Raw genomic sequence first — 16327 nt, forward strand, 5'->3', positions numbered from 1 at the left:
GGTCATGCCACCTTGATTTCTTCGCCGCTGGACTTGTAAACGCGAACGCGCTTGCCGTCAGCTTGCAGCTTGATGCCCACGCGGTCAGCCTTGCCAGTGGCGGCATTGAAAATGGCCACGTTGGACTGGTGGATAGGCATGGTCTTTTCCACGATGCCACCGGTCGTACCCTTCAGGGGGTTCGGCTTGGTGTGCTTCTTAACCAGGTTGACGCCTTCCACGATCAGGTGGGAGTCGTCCTTGCGCAGCACCACTTGACCGCGCTTACCCTTGTCGCGCCCCGTGAGCACGATCACTTCATCGCCTTTGCGGATCTTGTTCATGATTCGCGTCCTCAGAGAACTTCAGGAGCCAGGGACACGATCTTCATGAACTTTTCGTTACGCAGTTCACGCGTCACGGGTCCAAAGATGCGGGTGCCGATCGGCTCCAGCTTGGCGTTCAGCAGCACTGCTGCGTTGCCGTCAAATTTAACGAGCGAGCCATCGCCACGGCGGATGCCCTTGGCGGTGCGAACGACCACTGCGCTGTAGATCTCGCCTTTTTTGACGCGACCACGCGGAGCGGCTTCTTTGATGCTCACCTTGATGATGTCGCCAACACTTGCATAACGACGCTTGGAACCGCCGAGCACCTTGATGCACAGGACGGACTTGGCGCCAGTGTTGTCGGCAACCTCTAACCGAGATTCTGTCTGGATCATTTCAATATTCCCAACTTGTACCAGGGCTCTTGACCATCAAAAGCACCAGTCAGTCTTGGGCCCGTCGTCCGCGCCGCAAACCATTTGCGGCGCTTCCGCTGGGCAAGAAACTTCACTTTTTACAGCGAAGCCTGTGAGTATTGCAAAAAAAGCGGGTGGCGTCAATCCCTCCCCGCTGAAATATCAGGGGAGGGTCGCGTAGCGCTGGGCCAGCGCCAGGAAGTCTTCGACCGATTGCGGCAAACCCAATTCCTGCTCGAGGATCAGGGCCACGGCGGGCGCCGCGGCAGCTGCGGCGCGGGCGTCCAGGAAGAGCATGCGGTGACGGCGCGCGAGCACGTCTTCGATGGTGCGCGCGTATTCGTACCGGGCCGCGAATCGTACCATTGCTTCGGACAGGTTCGGACCGATCCAGCGATCATGCCCTGGCAGACTGTCCAGCAGCGCGGCTTCGTCGCCGTACAGGTGGCTGCCCGGCGGCTGGCTCAGGCGCACCGTGGCCACCCCGGCCGCCGGCGCGCCGACCAGGCGGTGCTGGGCCGTGCGGGAGGCGGGCAGGCTGGACAGCAGCCCGGCCTGTTCGCATTTTTGCAACACGTCCTCGGCCATCGCGCGGTAGGTGGTCCACTTGCCGCCGGTCACCGTGACCAGGCCGGACTTGCTGACCGCCACCGTGTGTTCGCGGCTGATGCCCTTGGTGTTGCCGTCGTCCTCGACCGGCTTGACCAGCGGGCGCAGCCCCACCCAGACGCTGCGCACGTCCTCGCGGCGCGGCGCGCGCTTGAGGTAGCGCGCGGACTCCTCCAGGATGAAGGCCACTTCGTCGGCAAAGGCTTCGGGCTCGCGCGCGAGGTCGTTGCGCGGGGTGTCGGTGGTGCCCAGGATGACCTTGCCCAACCAGGGCACGGCAAACAGCACCCGGCCGTCGGCCGTCTTGGGCACCAGCAACGCGTGGTCGCCGGGCAGGAACTCGCGGTCCACGACCACGTGCACCCCCTGGCTGGGGGCCACCATGGGCTTGCTGGCCCGACCCATGGCCTCGCCATCCATCTGGCGCAGCGCATCGACCCACACCCCAGCGGCGTTCACCACACACCGGGCACGCACCTCATGGGTCTGACCGGTCTCCTGATCGACACAGCTGAGACCGTCGACGCGGCCCTGGCTGTGGTGCAGGCCGGTGACGGCACAGTAATTGACCAGCAAAGCGCCCAGCTGGGCGGCGGAGCGCGCCAGCACCAGGGCCAGGCGCGCGTCATCGAACTGGCCATCCCAGTACTTGACGCCACCCCAGAGGTGCTCTTCGCTGATGGTGGGCAGGCAGGCACGGGTGCGCGCCTGGCCCAGGAATTCAGTGGGGCCCAGGCCAGCCTTGCCAGCCAGGGCATCGTACATCTTGAGGCCGATGCCGTAGAACGGCGACTCCCACCAGTGGTAGGACGGCATCACAAACGGCAAGGGTTGCGCCAGGTGGGGCGCGTTGTTCAGCAGGGTGGTGCGCTCGTGCAGCGCTTCGCGCACCAGGGAGATGTTGCCCTGGGCCAGGTAGCGCACACCGCCGTGCACCAGCTTGGTGGCGCGCGACGAAGTGCCTTTGGCAAAGTCGTGCGACTCCAGCAGCACCACGCTCAGGCCACGCAGGGCCGCGTCCAGCGCCACCCCCAGACCAGTGGCCCCGCCACCGATGATGGCCAGGTCATAGACACGCGGCTGCGCCAGACGCTCGATGAGGTCGGCTCGCAGGGTCGCTTGGGGCAGTGGGGTATCGCTCATGTCTTTACGGGCAGACCCGCCGGGCAGGGCCGGCAGGTCTGGCATTCAGGGCAGGGCCTTGCAGGCGCCCTGCGGGGATTCCAATCCGGCGCCCGCCCGAAGGCCGGCACCGGAACCTGTTCGCTCAGCCGGGGCTCAGCGAACCTTGCCGTCCTTCCAAGCCTGCAACAGCTTGTCGTAGTTGACGGTTTCGCCCTTCGGCTTCTCGTTGGCCAGCTTGGCCCACGGTGCCCCCTTGTCGCTCAGCCACTTGGAGGCGTCGCTCTTCGGGTTCAGCTTGGGGGCGCAGCTGGCCATGCCGGCGCGCTCGAGGCGGGCCATGACCTGGTCCATTTCCTCGGCCAGGTTGTCCATCGCGGCTTGCGGGGTCTTTTCACCCGTGACGGCCTGGGCCACGTTCTTCCACCACAGCTGGGCCAGCTTGGGGTAGTCGGGCACGTTGTTGCCGGTCGGGGTCCAGGCCACGCGGGCCGGGCTGCGGTAGAACTCGATCAGGCCACCGTACTTGGCGGCGTTCTGGGTGAAGTAGTCGTGGCGGATGTCGCTGTCACGGATGAAGGTCAGACCCACCACCGACTTCTTGGCCGACACGGTCTTGGCGGTCACGAACTGGGCGTACAGCCAGGCGGCAGCGGTCTTGTTGGCGTCATGGCCCTTGAAGAAGGTCCACGAACCCACGTCCTGGTAGCCGTTCTGCATGCCTTGCTTCCAGTACGGGCCGTTCGGGCCGGGCGCCATGCGCCACTTCGGCGTGCCGTCCTCGTTCACCACCGGCAGACCCTTCTTGGTCATGTCGGCCGTGAAGGCGGTGTACCAGAAGATCTGCTGCGCGATCTGGCCTTGGGCCGGCACCGGGCCGGCTTCGCCGAAGGTCATGCCCGAGGCTTCCTTGGGCGCGTACTTCTTCATCCAGTCCACGTACTTGGTCAGGGCGTAGACCGCTGCCGGCGAGTTGGTGGCACCACCGCGCGACACCGAGGCGCCCACCGGGGTGCACTTGTCGGCGGCGACACGGATGCCCCACTCGTCCACCGGCATGCCGTTCGGGATGCCCTTGTCGGCGGTACCGGCCATCGACAGCCAGGCGTCGGTGAAACGCCAGCCCAGCGACGGGTCCTTCTTGCCGTAGTCCATGTGACCGTAGATCGGCTTGCCGTCGATGGTCTTCACGTCGTTGGTGAAGAACTCGGCGATGTCTTCGTAGGCGCTCCAGTTTTGCGGCACGCCCAGTTCGTAGCCGTACTTGGCCTTGAACTTGTCTTGCAGGTCTTTGCGCGCGAACAGGTCGGCACGGAACCAGTACAGGTTGGCGAACTGCTGGTCGGGCAGTTGGTACAGCTTGCCGTCCGGGGCGGTGGTGAAGCTGGCACCGATGAAGTCCTTCAGGTCCAGATCGGGGTTGGTGAACTCCTTGCCTGCACCGGCCATGTAGTCGGTCAGGTTCATGATCTTGCCGTAGCGGTAGTGGGTACCGATCAGGTCGGAGTCGCTGATCCAGCCGTCATAGATGGACTTGCCCGACTGCATCGAGGTCTGCAGCTTTTCGACCACGTCACCTTCTTGGATCAGGTCGTGCTTGACCTTGATGCCGGTGATTTCTTCAAACGCCTTGGCCAGGGTCTTGGACTCGTATTCGTGGGTGGTGATGGTTTCGGACACCACCGAGATTTCCTTCACGCCCTTGGCCTGCAACTTCTTGGCGGCCTCGATAAACCACTTCATTTCGGCCATCTGCTTGTCCTTGGACAAGGTGGACGGCTGGAACTCGCTGTCGATCCACTTCTTGGCTTCGGCTTCGCCAGCATGGGCGTAAGAACCGGCGACCAGGGCCGCGGCCATGGCGAGCGCCGTGTAACGCAATTTCATGAGATGTCTCCTCAAGTGCAAATCCCCGGTTTATGAAAAGGTTGTCCGGCCCCGGGGAAGGGTCGAGCCGAATTCCTGCCGTTCCACAGGGCCCCTCAGCCCTTGTGCATGACGAACGCCAGAACCCCCATGGACAGCACAAAGCTGACCCACACCGAGGGCTCGGACTCGAGGCTCAGCCAAGCTTGGAACTTGTCACTGAGGCCCACAAACATCAGGTTCACATAGGCCGCGCTGAGCAGGCCAATGAAGAGGCGATCGCCGCGCGTGGTGCGCAGCGGCAAAAAGCCCTTGCGCTCCACCGTGGGCGAGCGGATTTCCCACACCGTCATGCCAATCAGCATCAGGACGATGGAGATGAAGAACACCGCCACGGGCAGGGTCCAGGCCATCCATTCAAGCATTGCGGTCTCCTTAAACACGGCCCATCGCGAAACCCTTCGCGATGTAGTGGCGCACAAACCAGATCACGATCGCGCCCGGCACGATGGTCAGCACGCCCGCTGCCGCCAGGGTGGCCCAGTCCATGCCGGAGGCCGACACGGTGCGGGTCATGGTGGCCACGATGGGCTTGGCGTTGACGCTGGTGAGCGTGCGCGCCAGCAGCAGCTCCACCCAGCTGAACATGAAGCAGAAGAACGCCGCCACGCCCACGCCGGCCTTGATCAAAGGCAGGAAGATGGTCAGGAAGAAGCGCGGGAAGCTGTAGCCGTCGATGTAGGCGGTCTCGTCGATCTCACGCGGGATGCCGCCCATGAAGCCTTCGAGAATCCACACCGCCAAGGGCACGTTGAACAGCAGGTGCGCCAGCGCCACCGCGATGTGGGTGTCCATCAGACCGACCGTGGTGTAGAGCTGAAAGAAGGGCAGCAGGAACACGGCGGGCGGCGTCATGCGGTTGGTCAGCAACCAGAAGAACACATGCTTGTCACCCAGGAAGCGGTAACGCGAAAAAGCGTAGGCCGCAGGCAGGGCCACCGCCACCGAGATCACGGTGTTGATGGCCACATAGATCAGCGAGTTGATGTAGCCCGAGTACCAGGACGGGTCGGTGAAAATGGTCCGGTAATTGGCCCAGGTGAAGTGCTGCGGGAAGAACGAGAAGCTCGACAGGATCTCCTCGTTCGTCTTGAAGCTCATGTTGATCATCCAGTAGATGGGCAACAAGGCAAACACCAAGTACAGCGCCAGAAAAATGCTGCGCTTGTGGAAGCGGTTCTCATGCATGGCCGGTCTCCTCCGGGTTCTGCGTGCCCACGCTTTGCATCCAGTTGTAGAGGATGAAGCAGAGCAAAAGGATGATCAGGAAGTAGATGAGCGAGAAGGCTGCGGCCGGGCCCAGGTCGAACTGACCCACGGCCTTCTGCGTCAGGTACTGGCTCAGGAAGGTGGTGGCGTTGCCGGGGCCGCCACCGGTCAGCACGAAGGGCTCGGTGTAGATCATGAAGCTGTCCATGAAACGCAGCAGCACGGCGATCATCAGCACGCCGCGCATCTTGGGCAGCTGGATGTAGCGGAACACCGCCAGCTTGGAGGCCCCGTCAATGCGGGCCGCCTGGTAGTAGGCGTCGGGGATGCTGCGCAGCCCGGCAAAGCCCAGCAGCGCCACCAGCGGGGTCCAGTGCCAGACGTCCATCACCAGCACGGTCAGCCAGGCGTCGGTGGCGTTGCCGGTGTAGCTGTAGTTGATGCCCAGTTGGTGCAGGGTGTGGCCCAGCAGGCCGATGTCCTCGCGGCCGTAGATCTGCCAGATGGTGCCCACCACGTTCCAGGGGATCAGCAGCGACAGCGCCACCACCACCAGCACGGCCGACGACTTCCAGCCCTGGGCGGGCATCGACAGCGCCAGCAGCACGCCCAGCGGCAGCTCGACCGCCAGCACCGCCAGCGAGAACAGCAACTGGCGCAGCAGGGCGCTGTGCAGCTCGCTGTCGCGCATCACGGCGACAAACCACTCGGTGCCGACAAAGACGCGGCGCTCGGGCGAGATGATGTCCTGCACCGAGTAATTGACCACCGTCATCAGCGGCACGATGGCCGAGAAGGCCACGCACAGGATCACGGGCAGGATCAGGAACCAGGCTTTCTGGTTCACGGGTTTGTTGACGGCGCTCATGACACCAGTTCCTCATTCACATAAAAGCAGCTGTGCGGGCCCAGCAGCTGCAGCCAGACCGGGTCGCCGGCCTTCAGGGTCAGCCACTCCACGCCCAGGCGCGCCTTGAGGGGCACGCCCTGCAACTCGGCGGTCAGCATCAGGTGGGTACCCACGTCCTGCACCTGGCGCACCGTGGCGGCCACGGCACCGGGCGCATGGGGGGCGGTGACTTCGACGTACTCGGGGCGCACGCCCAGCTTGAGCGGGCCTTCGGGCAAGCGCACCCCGGCAGGCAGGGGCCACTCGTCCCCGGCCAGCAGCAGCTGGGCGCCACGCACCTCGGCGTGGAGGAAGTTCATGCCCGGCGACCCAATGAAGTGACCAACAAAGGTGTGCTGCGGGCGCTCGAACAGCGCGTCGGCCGGCCCCACCTGCACGGCACGGCCGCGCGTCATCACCACCACCTGGTCGGCAAAAGTCAGCGCCTCGACCTGGTCGTGCGTCACGTACACCAGGGTCAGCTTGAGTTCGTGGTGGATCTGCTTGAGCTTGCGCCGGAGTTGCCACTTGAGGTGCGGGTCGATCACGGTCAGCGGCTCATCGAACAGCACCGCCGCCACATCGGGGCGCACCAGGCCGCGGCCGAGCGAGATCTTTTGCTTGGCGTCGGCGGCCAGGCCGGCGGCGCGCTGGTTGAGCTGACCGCTCATGTCCAGCATCTCGGCGATCTCGCCCACGCGCTTCTTGATCTGCGCTTCGGGCACCTTGCGGTTGCGCAGCGGAAAGGCCAGGTTCTCGGCCACGGTCATGGTGTCGTAGATGACCGGGAACTGGAACACCTGCGCGATGTTGCGCTCTTGCGGGCTCTGGCGGGTCATGTCGCGGCCGTCGAACAGCACCTTGCCGTGCGAAGGTTGCAGCAGGCCCGAGGTGATGTTGAGCAGCGTGGTCTTGCCGCAGCCCGAGGGGCCCAGCAGCGCGTAGGCGCCACCGTCCTCGAAGGTCATCTTCAGCGGCAGCAGCGCGTAGTCGCTGTCTTGCTGCGGGTTGGGCCGGTAGGCGTGGGCCAGGTCGAGTTCAATGCGGGCCATCTTCAGTGTCCTTTGGCGCGTTCGGGGGCCACGGCCAGGTCGCCGCTGCCGTCAAAGACATAGGCCTGGGCCGGGCTGAAATAAACCGTGATCGGCGCACCGAGGTCAAAGTAGTGCACCCCGGTCAGCTGGGCCACCAGTTCGCCCACCGCCGTGTGGACGTGGACAAAGGTGTCGGAGCCCGAGATCTCGGCCAGTTCGACCTGACCCGCCAGGGCCACGTCGCCCGGGCGCGCCTGCACCCGCAACGCCGGGGCGCGCAGGCCGACCGTGACCTGGGAGCCCGAGACGCGGCTGGGCAAGTCCAGCGACAGGCTGGGGCCGCCGCGCAGGTTCAGGGTCGCCCCCTGGGCGTCGGCGCTCAGCAGGTTCATCGGAGGATCGCTGAAGGCGCGCGCCACGCGCAGCGAACGCGGGCGGTGAAACACCTCGGCCGTCGGGCCGTACTGCAGCAGTTCGCCCTGGTCGAGCACCGCGGTGTAACCGCCCAGCAACAGGGCTTCACCGGGCTCGGTGGTGGCGTAGACGACGGTCGAATTCCCGCTGGCAAACAGCTGGGTCAGTTCTTCGCGCAGTTCCTCGCGCAGCTTGTAGTCGAGGTTCACCAGGGGCTCGTCGAGCAGCATCAGGGGCGCCTGCTTGGCCAGCGCCCGGGCCAGGGCCACGCGTTGCTGCTGCCCCCCCGACAACTCGGCCGGCAGCCGCTCCAGGAACATCTCGATGTGCAGCTTGGCGGCCAGCTCGCGCACCCGCTGGTCGACGTTGGGGTCCTTGCGCAGCAGCAGCGGCGACGCGATGTTGCGCGCCACCGTCATCGAGGGGTAGTTGATGAACTGCTGGTACACCATGGACACGTCGCGCTGGCGCACCGGCACCCCAGTCACGTCCTGACCGTCCACGCGGACCCGCCCCTGGCTGGGGGTGTCCAGCCCCGCCATGATGCGCATCAGGCTGGTCTTGCCCGCCTGGGTGGCCCCCAGAAGCACCGTCACGGCGCCGCTTTGCAAAGCCAAGTCCATGGGGTAGAGCCAGGTCTCCGCCCCCATCTTCTTGCCAATGCCTTCCAATACCAGCTGCATCACGCAACCTTTCAACGTTTTGTCTCACAGAGGACCAGCAAGATGCTGGCACCAACTTGGCTTCCAATTTTCGGAATTTTGCGATTATTGTTCTTTTTGATTCGCTTTTGATTCTGGTTAACCCTTAACCAGTTCCTTTTGTTTCCCTTTAAAGTCCCTGACTCCAACCTAGCCCTCGCCTGCCCCGTGAACTTCAACCCCCGACAACTCAAACTGATCGACGTCGTGCGCGAGCGTGGCTCGGTGACGGTGGAAGAGCTGGCCGAAGAACTCTCGGTCACCCTGCAGACTGTGCGTCGCGACGTGCAACGCCTGGCCGAAAGTGGCACGCTGACCCGCTTCCATGGCGGCGTCCGGGTGCCCAGCTCCACCACTGAAAACATCGCCCACCCGCAGCGGCAGAACCTCAACGCTGAAGGCAAGGCCCGCATCGCGCGCGCGGTGGCGCGGCAAGTGCCCAATGACTGCTCGCTGATCCTCAACATCGGCACCACCACCGAGGCGATCGCCGAGGCCCTGCTGCACCACACCGGCCTGCGTGTGATCACCAACAACCTCAATGTGGCGGCCCTGCTGTGCCGCAACCCGAGCTTCGAGGTGATCGTGGCGGGCGGCGTGGTGCGCGCGCGTGACCGCGGCATCGTGGGCGAAGCGGCGGTCGACTTCATCCGCCAGTTCAAGGTCGACATCGCGCTGATCGGCATCTCGGGCATCGAGTCCGACGGATCATTGCGTGACTACGATTACAGGGAGGTGAAAGTCGCCCAGACCATCATCGAACACGCGCGCGAGGTGTGGTTGGCCGCTGACGCCAGCAAGTTCAACCGCCCCGCCATGGTCGAGGCCGCCACCCTGGCCCAGATCGACCGTCTGTTCACCGACGCCCAGCCCCCCAGCCCCTTCCCCCAACTGCTCGAAGACGCCGGCGTGCGGCTGGAGCTCTGCCTGGACTGACCCCTTCCCTGCCCTGGACGCACTTCCCATGACTTATTTGTTGGCCCTTGACCAGGGCACCTCCAGCTCGCGCAGCATCGTGTTCGACCGCCAAGGCCATGTGGTGGCCCAGGCCCAGCAGGAGCTGCCCCAGATCTACCCACAGCCCGGCTGGGTCGAACACGACCCGCGCCTGATCTGGCAAACCCAGATCGACACCGCACGCGCCGTGCTCAAGCAAGCCGGCCTGAGCGCGCGCGACATCCACGCGGTGGGCATCACCAACCAACGTGAAACGACCGTGGTCTGGAACCGCAAGACGGGCCAGCCCATCCACCACGCCATCGTCTGGCAGGACCGGCGCGCCGAACCGGCCTGTGCCCAGTTGCGTGAACAAGGCCATGCGGGCCTGATCCAGCAGCGCACCGGCCTGCTGGTGGACGCCTACTTCTCGGCCACCAAGCTGCAATGGATCCTCCACCACGTCCCCGGTGCGCGGGCCCAGGCCGAGGCCGGCGAGCTGGCATTCGGCACCGTGGACAGCTGGCTGATGTGGCAGCTCACCGGCGGCGCCGTCCATGCCACTGACGTCAGCAACGCGGCCCGCACCATGTTGTTTGACATCCGCCACAACCGCTGGGACCCCGACCTGCTGGCCCTGCTGGGCATCCCCGCCAGCCTGATGCCCGAGGTGCGCCCCTCGAGCGCCGACTACGGCCAGGTGCGGCCTGAGCTGCTGGGCGCACCGATCCGCATCGGCGGCGTCGCGGGCGACCAGCAAAGTGCGCTGTTCGGCCAGGCCTGCTTCCGCGCCGGCATGGCCAAGAACACCTATGGCACCGGCTGCTTCATGCTGATGCACACCGGCAACACCTTCCAGACTTCGAAAAACGGCCTGCTGACCACCAGTGCCGCCCAGCCCAGCCGTCAGACCGAGTACGCCATCGAGGGCAGTGTGTTCGTCGGTGGCGCCGTGGTGCAGTGGCTGCGTGACGGCCTCAACGCCATCCAGGCCAGCAGCGAGGTGCAGACCCTCGCGCAAAGCGTGCCCGATGCGGGCGGCGTGATGATGGTGCCGGCCTTCACCGGCCTGGGCGCCCCCTACTGGGACCCCGAAGCCCGCGGCACCATCACCGGCATCACGCGGGGCACCACGCTGGCCCACATCGCCCGCGCCGCGCTGGAGAGCATTGCGTTCCAAAGCACCGCCCTGCTGCAAGCCATGAGCCGCGACGCCGTGGCCGCAGGGGGCAGCCCGGTGACCGAGCTGCGCGTGGACGGCGGCGCCTGCGTCAACGACCTGCTGATGCAGATGCAGGCCGACCTGCTGGGCATCCCCGTGGTGCGCCCCGCCGTGATCGAGACCACCGCGCTGGGCGCGGCCTACCTGGCCGGGCTGAGCACCGGTCTGTACGCCGGCACCGACGAACTGAGCGACCAATGGCGCGCCGAGCGCAGCTTCGAGCCTTCGCTGGGCCGGGCCCACGCCGAAGAGCGCATGGCCCACTGGGAGCGGGCCGTGCGCCAGGCGACGGCCACCTGAAAAAGCCCTTGTCGGGCCGGACCTGGGGCCCAAAAGCTCTAGACTTCGGCCCGTGAGCTTCGACATTCCGACCCCACCCCCAACGCTGACCCCGCGCCCGCGCCGCCGCCAATGGCTGCAGTGGGCCGCCGTGGGTGCGCTCGGCACCGCCCTGCCCGGCTGCGCGCCGCTGGGGCCGCGCCAGCCCCACACCAGCAGCCCACCGCAGCTGCGCCTGCTGGGCGAGGCGCGGCTGCCCTACCGGCTGAGCTTCCAGGACACCACCGTCGGCGGCCTGTCCGGGCTCGACTACCACCCCGGCACGGGCCAGTGGTTTGCCATCAGTGACGACCGCTCGGACCGCCAGGCCGCCCGCTTCTACACCCTGAGCCTGGACATCACGGCGCAAGGCATCCAGGACCTGCAACTGCTGCGCAGCACCCCCTTGCTGGCGGCCAATGGCCAGCCCTACCCGGGTCGCCAGCAACGCGGCGCCCCCGACCAGCCGACGCCCGACATCCCCGACCCCGAGGCCATCCGCTACCGCGCCGAAACCGGCACCCTGCTGTGGACCAGCGAGGGCGACGTGCGCCTGGGCCTGTCGCCCGCGCTGCGTGAAATCAGCCTCGACGGGCGCCACCTGCGCGAGTTCCCCCTGCCCGCCATGCTGCGTGTCGGCATCGACCCGGGCCGCGGGCCGCGCAAGAACCAGTGCTTTGAGGGCCTGGCGCTGACGCCCGACGGGCAACACGCCTGGGTCGCCATGGAAGGCCCCTTGCTGCAAGACGGCCCGGAGCCCAGCGTCGGCCAGGTCGGCGGCCCCCTGCGCCTGACCCGCTTCAACCTGCGCAGCGGCCAGGCCGACCGGCAGATTGCCTACGTGCCCGACGCCCTGCCCCGGCACCCGATCCCGCCGGGCGCGCCGGCCGACAACGGCGTCAGCGAGATCCTGATGATCAACGCGCACGAGATGCTGGTGCTGGAGCGCGCCTACATGACCGGCGTGGGGCTGTCACTGGCGCTCTACCGCATCGACACCCGGCGGGCCAGCAACACCCTGCACCAGGACACCCTGCGCCTCGGCCAATACCAGGCCGCCGCCAAGACCCTGGTGGCGGACTTCAGCCAGCTGGGGGTGTCGCGCCTGGGCAACAGCGAGGGCCTGTGCTGGGGCCCCACCCTGCCCAATGGCCACCGCACCCTGGTGGTCGTGAGCGACGACAATTTCAACCCCCTGCAGATCACCCAGTTCCTGGCATTTGAATTTTTGAACCCACTCTGACATGACCACGAAAATCGCATTCATCGGCGGCGGCAACATGGCCAGCGCCATCATTGGCGGCCTGCTCAAACAAGGCCTGAACAGCGCCGACATCCTGGTGGTCGAGCCTTTCGCCGAAGCACGCGAACGCCTGACCCGTGAGCTGGGCGTGCAGGCCATGGAAGCCGCCGACCGCCGCCTGGCCGACGCCCGCCTGGTGGTCTGGGCGGTCAAGCCGCAGACCTTCCGTGACGCCGCCGCCGCGGTGCAGGCCCACACCGGGAGCGCCCTGCACCTGAGCGTGGCCGCGGGCATCCGCAGCGACAGCATCGCCCAGTGGCTGGGCAGCGAGCGCGTGGTGCGCTGCATGCCCAACACGCCCGCCCTGGTGGGCAAGGGCATGACCGGCCTGTTCGCGCGCGCCGCCGTCACCGCCGCCGACCGCGAGCAGGTCGAGCAGGTGATCCGCACCACGGGCGACCTGCTGTGGGTGGCCGAAGAAAGCCAGCTCGACGCGGTCACCGCACTGTCCGGTTCGGGCCCGGCCTATGTGTTCTATTTCATCGAAGCCATGACCGCCGCCGGGGCCCAGATGGGCCTGAGCCCGGCGCAGGCGCAACAGCTGGCGATTGGCACCTTTGTCGGCGCCGCCGACCTGGCCCGGGCCTCCAGCGAGCCCCCCGAGGTGCTGCGCCAGCGCGTCACCTCCAAGGGGGGCACAACCTACGCGGCACTGACCTCGATGGAGGACAGCCGCATCAAAGAACACTTCATCGTGGCCATGGAAAAAGCCCGGGTGCGCGCCCAAGAATTGGGCGATGAATTTGGGGCCCCTTAACAGATCAACAAAGCCCTTAACTTCAGTCAGAATAGACGGTAGGCAAATGACTTCATGATGAAGCCCAGGGCCCAAACCTTCTTTTTTCACACAACGACACCAAGACCATGAAAAAACTGATGACCGCCGTCCTGTCGGCCGCCCTGGTGCTCCTGCCCCTGGCCCTGACCAGCACCCCGGCTGCTGCCAAAACCAGCGCCACTGCCAAGGCCAAGGTGCAAGCCAAGCAAGGCAAGAAGCCTGGCAAGCACGCCAAGAAGCCGAAGAAGGCCAAGAGTGCCAAGGCCGCCAAGCCCAGCGCGCAGGCCAAGCACCTGACGCCCAAGGCCAAGATCCACCACGCCTACTGAGGCCCGAGCGCCCCACCCGAACCGCCCCAGGCGGACCCGGGTCGGGAAGCGAACGCCGCGCGGCGCCCTCGGCGCGGCAAAACAGGCCCAGCGCACCCAGCCCGCCCAATGTCGGCCCAATGTCGGCCCAATGTCGGCCCTGAGCGTGCCCGGACTCAGCCGAACCAGCTCCCGAGGACCAGCGCGGCAAACAGCGTCGCACCGAGCCAATGGTTGGCCCGAAACGCCTGGAAACAGCCCGCGCGCTCGCGTCGGCGAATCAGGCTGAAGTGCCAGCCCACCTGGGCCAGTGCCCCCGCCAGGCCCAGCGCCAGGGCCCACAACGGGATCTGGCCCCACAGCACCGTGGCCCAGATCAGCAAGCAACCCAGGTAGCACGCCATCACCACCGGCACGTCCCAGGCGCCCAGGGTGATGGCCGAGGTTTTCATGCCGATCTTGAGGTCGTCATCGCGGTCGACCATCGCGTATTCCGTGTCATAGGCGAGCACCCACAACAGGTTGCTCAGCACCAGCCAAGCCACCGACGCCCCAAGCGGCACCGCCTGCGCCGTGAACGCCATCGGGATGCCGAAGCTGAACGCCACCCCCAGCACCGCCTGCGGCATGGCCACCCAGCGCTTGGCAAAAGGGTACAACAGGGTCACCGCCAAGGCCCCGAAGGACCACAGCACGGTCACGGTGTTGGTGCTCAGCACCAGCCCAAACGAGACCAGGGCCAGCCCCGCCCCCAGCAGCAAGGCCTCGCGCACCGATACGGCGCCGCTGGTCACGGGCCGCTGCGCGGTGCGCTTGACGTGGCGGTCAAAGCCTCGGTCGGCCACGTCGTTGACACAGCAACCCGCGCTGCGCATCAGCACCGTGCCCGCGGTGAACACCGCCAACAGGTGCCAGCCCGGAAAGCCCCCCGCCGCCAGCCACAGGGCACTCAGCGTGGGCCAGAGCAGCAGGAGCCAGCCCGCGGGGCGGTCCCAGCGGATCAGGTCCAGGTAGAGCGAAAGCCGGCCGCGGGGCCGGGGGGCAGTCGAAGCAGTCATCGCGCGACGGGGCGGGGGCAGCCGCTGAAGAATCAGGAAAGACGCCGATTCTCGCAGCAAGCCCAGGCCCGCTGCGCGCGCGGGCTCACTCCTCGAGCAGGGAGCGCAGCATCCAGGCGGTCTGCTCGTGCACCGTCAGGCGCTGGGTCAGCAGGTCGGCGGTCGGTTCATCGCTGGCCTTGTCGGCCAGGGGGAAGAGTTCGCGCGCCGTGCGGGCCACGGCCTCATGACCGGACACCAGGATGCGCACCATCTCGAGCGCCTTGGGCGGGGTGCCGGGCGCGTCGGGCACGCTGGCCAGGCGGCCAAAGTCAGCGTACGAGCCTGGCGCCGGGTGGCCCAGCGAACGGATGCGCTCGGCGATCGGGTCCACCGCAGTCCACAACTCGGTGTACTGCGTCATGAACATGGTGTGCAGGGTGTTGAACATCGGCCCGGTCACGTTCCAGTGGAAGTTGTGGGTCGTGAGGTACAGGGTGTAGGTGTCGGCCAACAGGCGCGAGAGGCCCTTGGCAATGGCGGCGCGGTCCTTGTCGCTGATGCCGATGTTGATGACAGGCGCCGACTTGGCGCTGCTGTTGCGAGGGGATTTGGCCATGCGAAAAACTCCAAAAGGCAGATCAACAAAAGACCGCCACCGCGCCGGGGTCAGGCAGGGCAGCAGCCTGGCAAACACTGTAACCCCAAGCCCAGCACTGGAGGGGCAAGCGGGCCACAAAGCCCCCCCGGCCCGCCCTGGCGGGCGGCGGCCGCTGCGGGGGCCCGGGACGATGAACGGGCTCAGGACAGGCGCTTCACGCCGGGCAGTTCGCAGGCATAGATGGCGTTGCGCAACGCGGCAATCGCCTCATAGCGCGTGAAGCTGCGCCGCCAGGCCAGCGACACGCGGCGGTAAGGCACGTCGCCGTCAAAGGGCAGGTAGACCACATGGGCTTCGTCGTCGGCTTTGCGGCGGCGGGTGCGCGGCGCCAGTGCGTCCTTGGGCACACTGAGGCGCGGCACCAGGGTCACGCCCATGCCGGCAGCCACCATGTGCTTGATGGTCTCCAGCGACGACCCCTCAAAGCTCTTGCGGATGCCCTCGGCATTGCTCGAAAAGCGCGCGAACTCGGGGCACACCTCGAGCACATGGTCGCGGAAGCAGTGCCCGTTGCCCAGCAGGAGCATGGTTTCGCTCTTCATCTCTTCGGCGGTGATGTGCTTGCGGCTGGCCAGCGGGTGGGTGCTGGGCACTGCGGCCATGAAGGGCTCGTCGTACAGCGGCGCCAGCGCCAGGCCGGTGTCGGGAAACGGTTCGGCCATGATGGCGCAGTCGATCTCGCCGGTGCGCAGCATCTCCATCAGCTTGACGGTGAAGTTCTCCTGCAGCATCAGGGGCATCTGGGGGGTGCGCGCGATCGCCTGGCGCACCAGGTCGGGCAACAGGTAGGGGCCGATGGTGTAGATCACGCCCAGCTTCAGGGCACCGGCCAGCGGGTCCTTGCCGCGCTTGGCGATCTCCTTGATGGCCGCGGCCTGCTCGAGCACGCTTTGCGCCTGGCGCACGATCTCCTCGCCCAGCGGGGTCACGCTGACCTCATTGGCGCTGCGCTCGAAGAGCTTCACCTCGAGCTCGTCCTCCAGCTTGCGGATGGCCACCGACAGCGTGGGCTGCGAGACGAAGCAGGCTTCGGCGGCTTTGCCAAAGTGCTTCTCGCGGGCCACGGCAACGATGTATTTGAGTTCAGTCAGGGTCATGGGGGGCTTCGGGCCACCCGGCCGGGCGGCCAAGTGTGG

At 66.4% G+C, this 16327-nt stretch carries 17 protein-coding genes; 5 read left to right on the plus strand and 12 right to left on the minus strand.

Translation table 11 applies throughout. The features are described 5' to 3' along the window. Positions 1 to 2 precede the first annotated feature (2 nt). The 9 genes from rplX to PSQ40_RS16810 form a co-directional block, all read right to left on the minus strand. On the minus strand, positions 3 to 323 hold the full coding sequence (rplX, locus tag PSQ40_RS16770; RefSeq protein WP_273953029.1) for a 50S ribosomal protein L24: 321 nt from the start codon (positions 321 to 323) through the stop codon (positions 3 to 5). An 11-nt stretch (positions 324 to 334) separates the two neighbouring features. Then, positions 335 to 703 (minus strand): 50S ribosomal protein L14, encoded by a 369-nt coding sequence (gene rplN / locus PSQ40_RS16775; RefSeq protein ID WP_273928261.1) that lies wholly within the window; start codon positions 701 to 703, stop codon positions 335 to 337. A gap of 183 nt (positions 704 to 886) precedes the next feature. Next, positions 887 to 2476 (minus strand): glycerol-3-phosphate dehydrogenase/oxidase, encoded by a 1590-nt coding sequence (locus PSQ40_RS16780; RefSeq protein ID WP_273953030.1) that lies wholly within the window; start codon positions 2474 to 2476, stop codon positions 887 to 889. Positions 2477 to 2611: 135 nt separating this feature from the next. Continuing rightward, complete coding sequence (locus tag PSQ40_RS16785) at positions 2612 to 4342, minus strand: ABC transporter substrate-binding protein (protein WP_273953031.1); 1731 nt, start codon at positions 4340 to 4342, stop codon at positions 2612 to 2614. A 95-nt stretch (positions 4343 to 4437) separates the two neighbouring features. Then, the gene (locus tag PSQ40_RS16790; RefSeq protein WP_273953032.1) at positions 4438 to 4746 is read right to left on the minus strand and encodes a DUF2160 domain-containing protein; all 309 of its coding nucleotides are present in this window, start codon (positions 4744 to 4746) and stop codon (positions 4438 to 4440) included. A 10-nt stretch (positions 4747 to 4756) separates the two neighbouring features. Further along, on the minus strand, positions 4757 to 5569 hold the full coding sequence (locus PSQ40_RS16795; RefSeq protein ID WP_273953033.1) for a carbohydrate ABC transporter permease: 813 nt from the start codon (positions 5567 to 5569) through the stop codon (positions 4757 to 4759). Then, a complete protein-coding gene (locus PSQ40_RS16800) occupies positions 5562 to 6458 on the minus strand; it encodes a carbohydrate ABC transporter permease (RefSeq protein WP_273953034.1) in 897 nt (298 codons plus the stop codon). The genes PSQ40_RS16795 and PSQ40_RS16800 overlap by 8 nt, the downstream gene beginning before the upstream one ends. Next, positions 6455 to 7531: an ABC transporter ATP-binding protein gene (locus tag PSQ40_RS16805; RefSeq protein ID WP_273953035.1), complete on the minus strand. Its 1077-nt coding sequence runs from the start codon at positions 7529 to 7531 to the stop codon at positions 6455 to 6457. Before PSQ40_RS16805 ends, PSQ40_RS16800 begins: the two co-directional genes overlap by 4 nt. Positions 7532 to 7533: 2 nt before the next feature. Then, entirely contained in the window at positions 7534 to 8610 is a 1077-nt protein-coding gene (locus PSQ40_RS16810) for an ABC transporter ATP-binding protein (RefSeq protein WP_273953036.1), read from the minus strand. A gap of 186 nt (positions 8611 to 8796) precedes the next feature. Between PSQ40_RS16810 and PSQ40_RS16815 the strand changes: the two genes are divergently transcribed. The 5 genes from PSQ40_RS16815 to PSQ40_RS16835 all read left to right on the plus strand — a co-directional run bounded on the left by PSQ40_RS16815 (position 8797) and on the right by PSQ40_RS16835 (position 13514). Beyond that, positions 8797 to 9564, plus strand: a complete 768-nt coding sequence (locus tag PSQ40_RS16815; RefSeq protein ID WP_273953037.1) for a DeoR/GlpR family DNA-binding transcription regulator — start codon at positions 8797 to 8799, stop codon at positions 9562 to 9564. Positions 9565 to 9592: 28 nt separating this feature from the next. Continuing rightward, entirely contained in the window at positions 9593 to 11086 is a 1494-nt protein-coding gene (gene glpK, locus PSQ40_RS16820; protein ID WP_273953038.1) for a glycerol kinase GlpK, read from the plus strand. Positions 11087 to 11138: 52 nt separating this feature from the next. Beyond that, entirely contained in the window at positions 11139 to 12347 is a 1209-nt protein-coding gene (locus tag PSQ40_RS16825) for an esterase-like activity of phytase family protein (protein WP_273953039.1), read from the plus strand. A gap of 1 nt (position 12348) precedes the next feature. After that, complete coding sequence (gene proC, locus PSQ40_RS16830) at positions 12349 to 13164, plus strand: pyrroline-5-carboxylate reductase (protein ID WP_273953040.1); 816 nt, start codon at positions 12349 to 12351, stop codon at positions 13162 to 13164. Between the two features lie 107 nt (positions 13165 to 13271). Next, positions 13272 to 13514, plus strand: coding sequence for a hypothetical protein (locus PSQ40_RS16835; protein ID WP_273953041.1), 243 nt, complete (start codon positions 13272 to 13274; stop codon positions 13512 to 13514). 155 nt (positions 13515 to 13669) lie between these two features. Here PSQ40_RS16835 and ubiA read toward each other — a convergent pair whose 3' ends face one another. The 3 genes from ubiA to PSQ40_RS16850 form a co-directional block, all read right to left on the minus strand. Beyond that, positions 13670 to 14551: a 4-hydroxybenzoate octaprenyltransferase gene (gene ubiA / locus PSQ40_RS16840; RefSeq protein ID WP_273953042.1), complete on the minus strand. Its 882-nt coding sequence runs from the start codon at positions 14549 to 14551 to the stop codon at positions 13670 to 13672. 85 nt (positions 14552 to 14636) lie between these two features. Further along, positions 14637 to 15149 (minus strand): Dps family protein, encoded by a 513-nt coding sequence (locus tag PSQ40_RS16845; protein ID WP_273953043.1) that lies wholly within the window; start codon positions 15147 to 15149, stop codon positions 14637 to 14639. 182 nt (positions 15150 to 15331) lie between these two features. Then, the gene (locus tag PSQ40_RS16850) at positions 15332 to 16288 is read right to left on the minus strand and encodes a LysR substrate-binding domain-containing protein (RefSeq protein WP_273953044.1); all 957 of its coding nucleotides are present in this window, start codon (positions 16286 to 16288) and stop codon (positions 15332 to 15334) included. Positions 16289 to 16327: the final 39 nt, after the last annotated feature.

Origin of the sequence: Curvibacter cyanobacteriorum, from assembly GCF_028649475.1 — a bacterium.
GTDB classification, from domain to species: domain Bacteria; phylum Pseudomonadota; class Gammaproteobacteria; order Burkholderiales; family Burkholderiaceae_C; genus Curvibacter; species Curvibacter cyanobacteriorum.

Bases quoted from the DNA above. Each gene is read 5' to 3' on its own strand.
- proC (WP_273953040.1), top strand. From the start codon at position 12,349: ATGACCACGAAAATCGCATTCATCGGCGGCGGCAACATGGCCAGCGCC.
- PSQ40_RS16810 (WP_273953036.1), bottom strand. From the start codon at position 8,610: ATGCAGCTGGTATTGGAAGGCATTGGCAAGAAGATGGGGGCGGAGACC.
- PSQ40_RS16780 (WP_273953030.1), bottom strand. From the start codon at position 2,476: ATGAGCGATACCCCACTGCCCCAAGCGACCCTGCGAGCCGACCTCATC.
- PSQ40_RS16790 (WP_273953032.1), bottom strand. From the start codon at position 4,746: ATGCTTGAATGGATGGCCTGGACCCTGCCCGTGGCGGTGTTCTTCATC.
- PSQ40_RS16800 (WP_273953034.1), bottom strand. From the start codon at position 6,458: ATGAGCGCCGTCAACAAACCCGTGAACCAGAAAGCCTGGTTCCTGATC.
- glpK (WP_273953038.1), top strand. From the start codon at position 9,593: ATGACTTATTTGTTGGCCCTTGACCAGGGCACCTCCAGCTCGCGCAGC.
- PSQ40_RS16795 (WP_273953033.1), bottom strand. From the start codon at position 5,569: ATGCATGAGAACCGCTTCCACAAGCGCAGCATTTTTCTGGCGCTGTAC.
- ubiA (WP_273953042.1), bottom strand. From the start codon at position 14,551: ATGACTGCTTCGACTGCCCCCCGGCCCCGCGGCCGGCTTTCGCTCTAC.
- PSQ40_RS16845 (WP_273953043.1), bottom strand. From the start codon at position 15,149: ATGGCCAAATCCCCTCGCAACAGCAGCGCCAAGTCGGCGCCTGTCATC.
- PSQ40_RS16785 (WP_273953031.1), bottom strand. From the start codon at position 4,342: ATGAAATTGCGTTACACGGCGCTCGCCATGGCCGCGGCCCTGGTCGCC.
- PSQ40_RS16850 (WP_273953044.1), bottom strand. From the start codon at position 16,288: ATGACCCTGACTGAACTCAAATACATCGTTGCCGTGGCCCGCGAGAAG.
- rplN (WP_273928261.1), bottom strand. From the start codon at position 703: ATGATCCAGACAGAATCTCGGTTAGAGGTTGCCGACAACACTGGCGCC.
- PSQ40_RS16835 (WP_273953041.1), top strand. From the start codon at position 13,272: ATGAAAAAACTGATGACCGCCGTCCTGTCGGCCGCCCTGGTGCTCCTG.
- PSQ40_RS16805 (WP_273953035.1), bottom strand. From the start codon at position 7,531: ATGGCCCGCATTGAACTCGACCTGGCCCACGCCTACCGGCCCAACCCG.
- rplX (WP_273953029.1), bottom strand. From the start codon at position 323: ATGAACAAGATCCGCAAAGGCGATGAAGTGATCGTGCTCACGGGGCGC.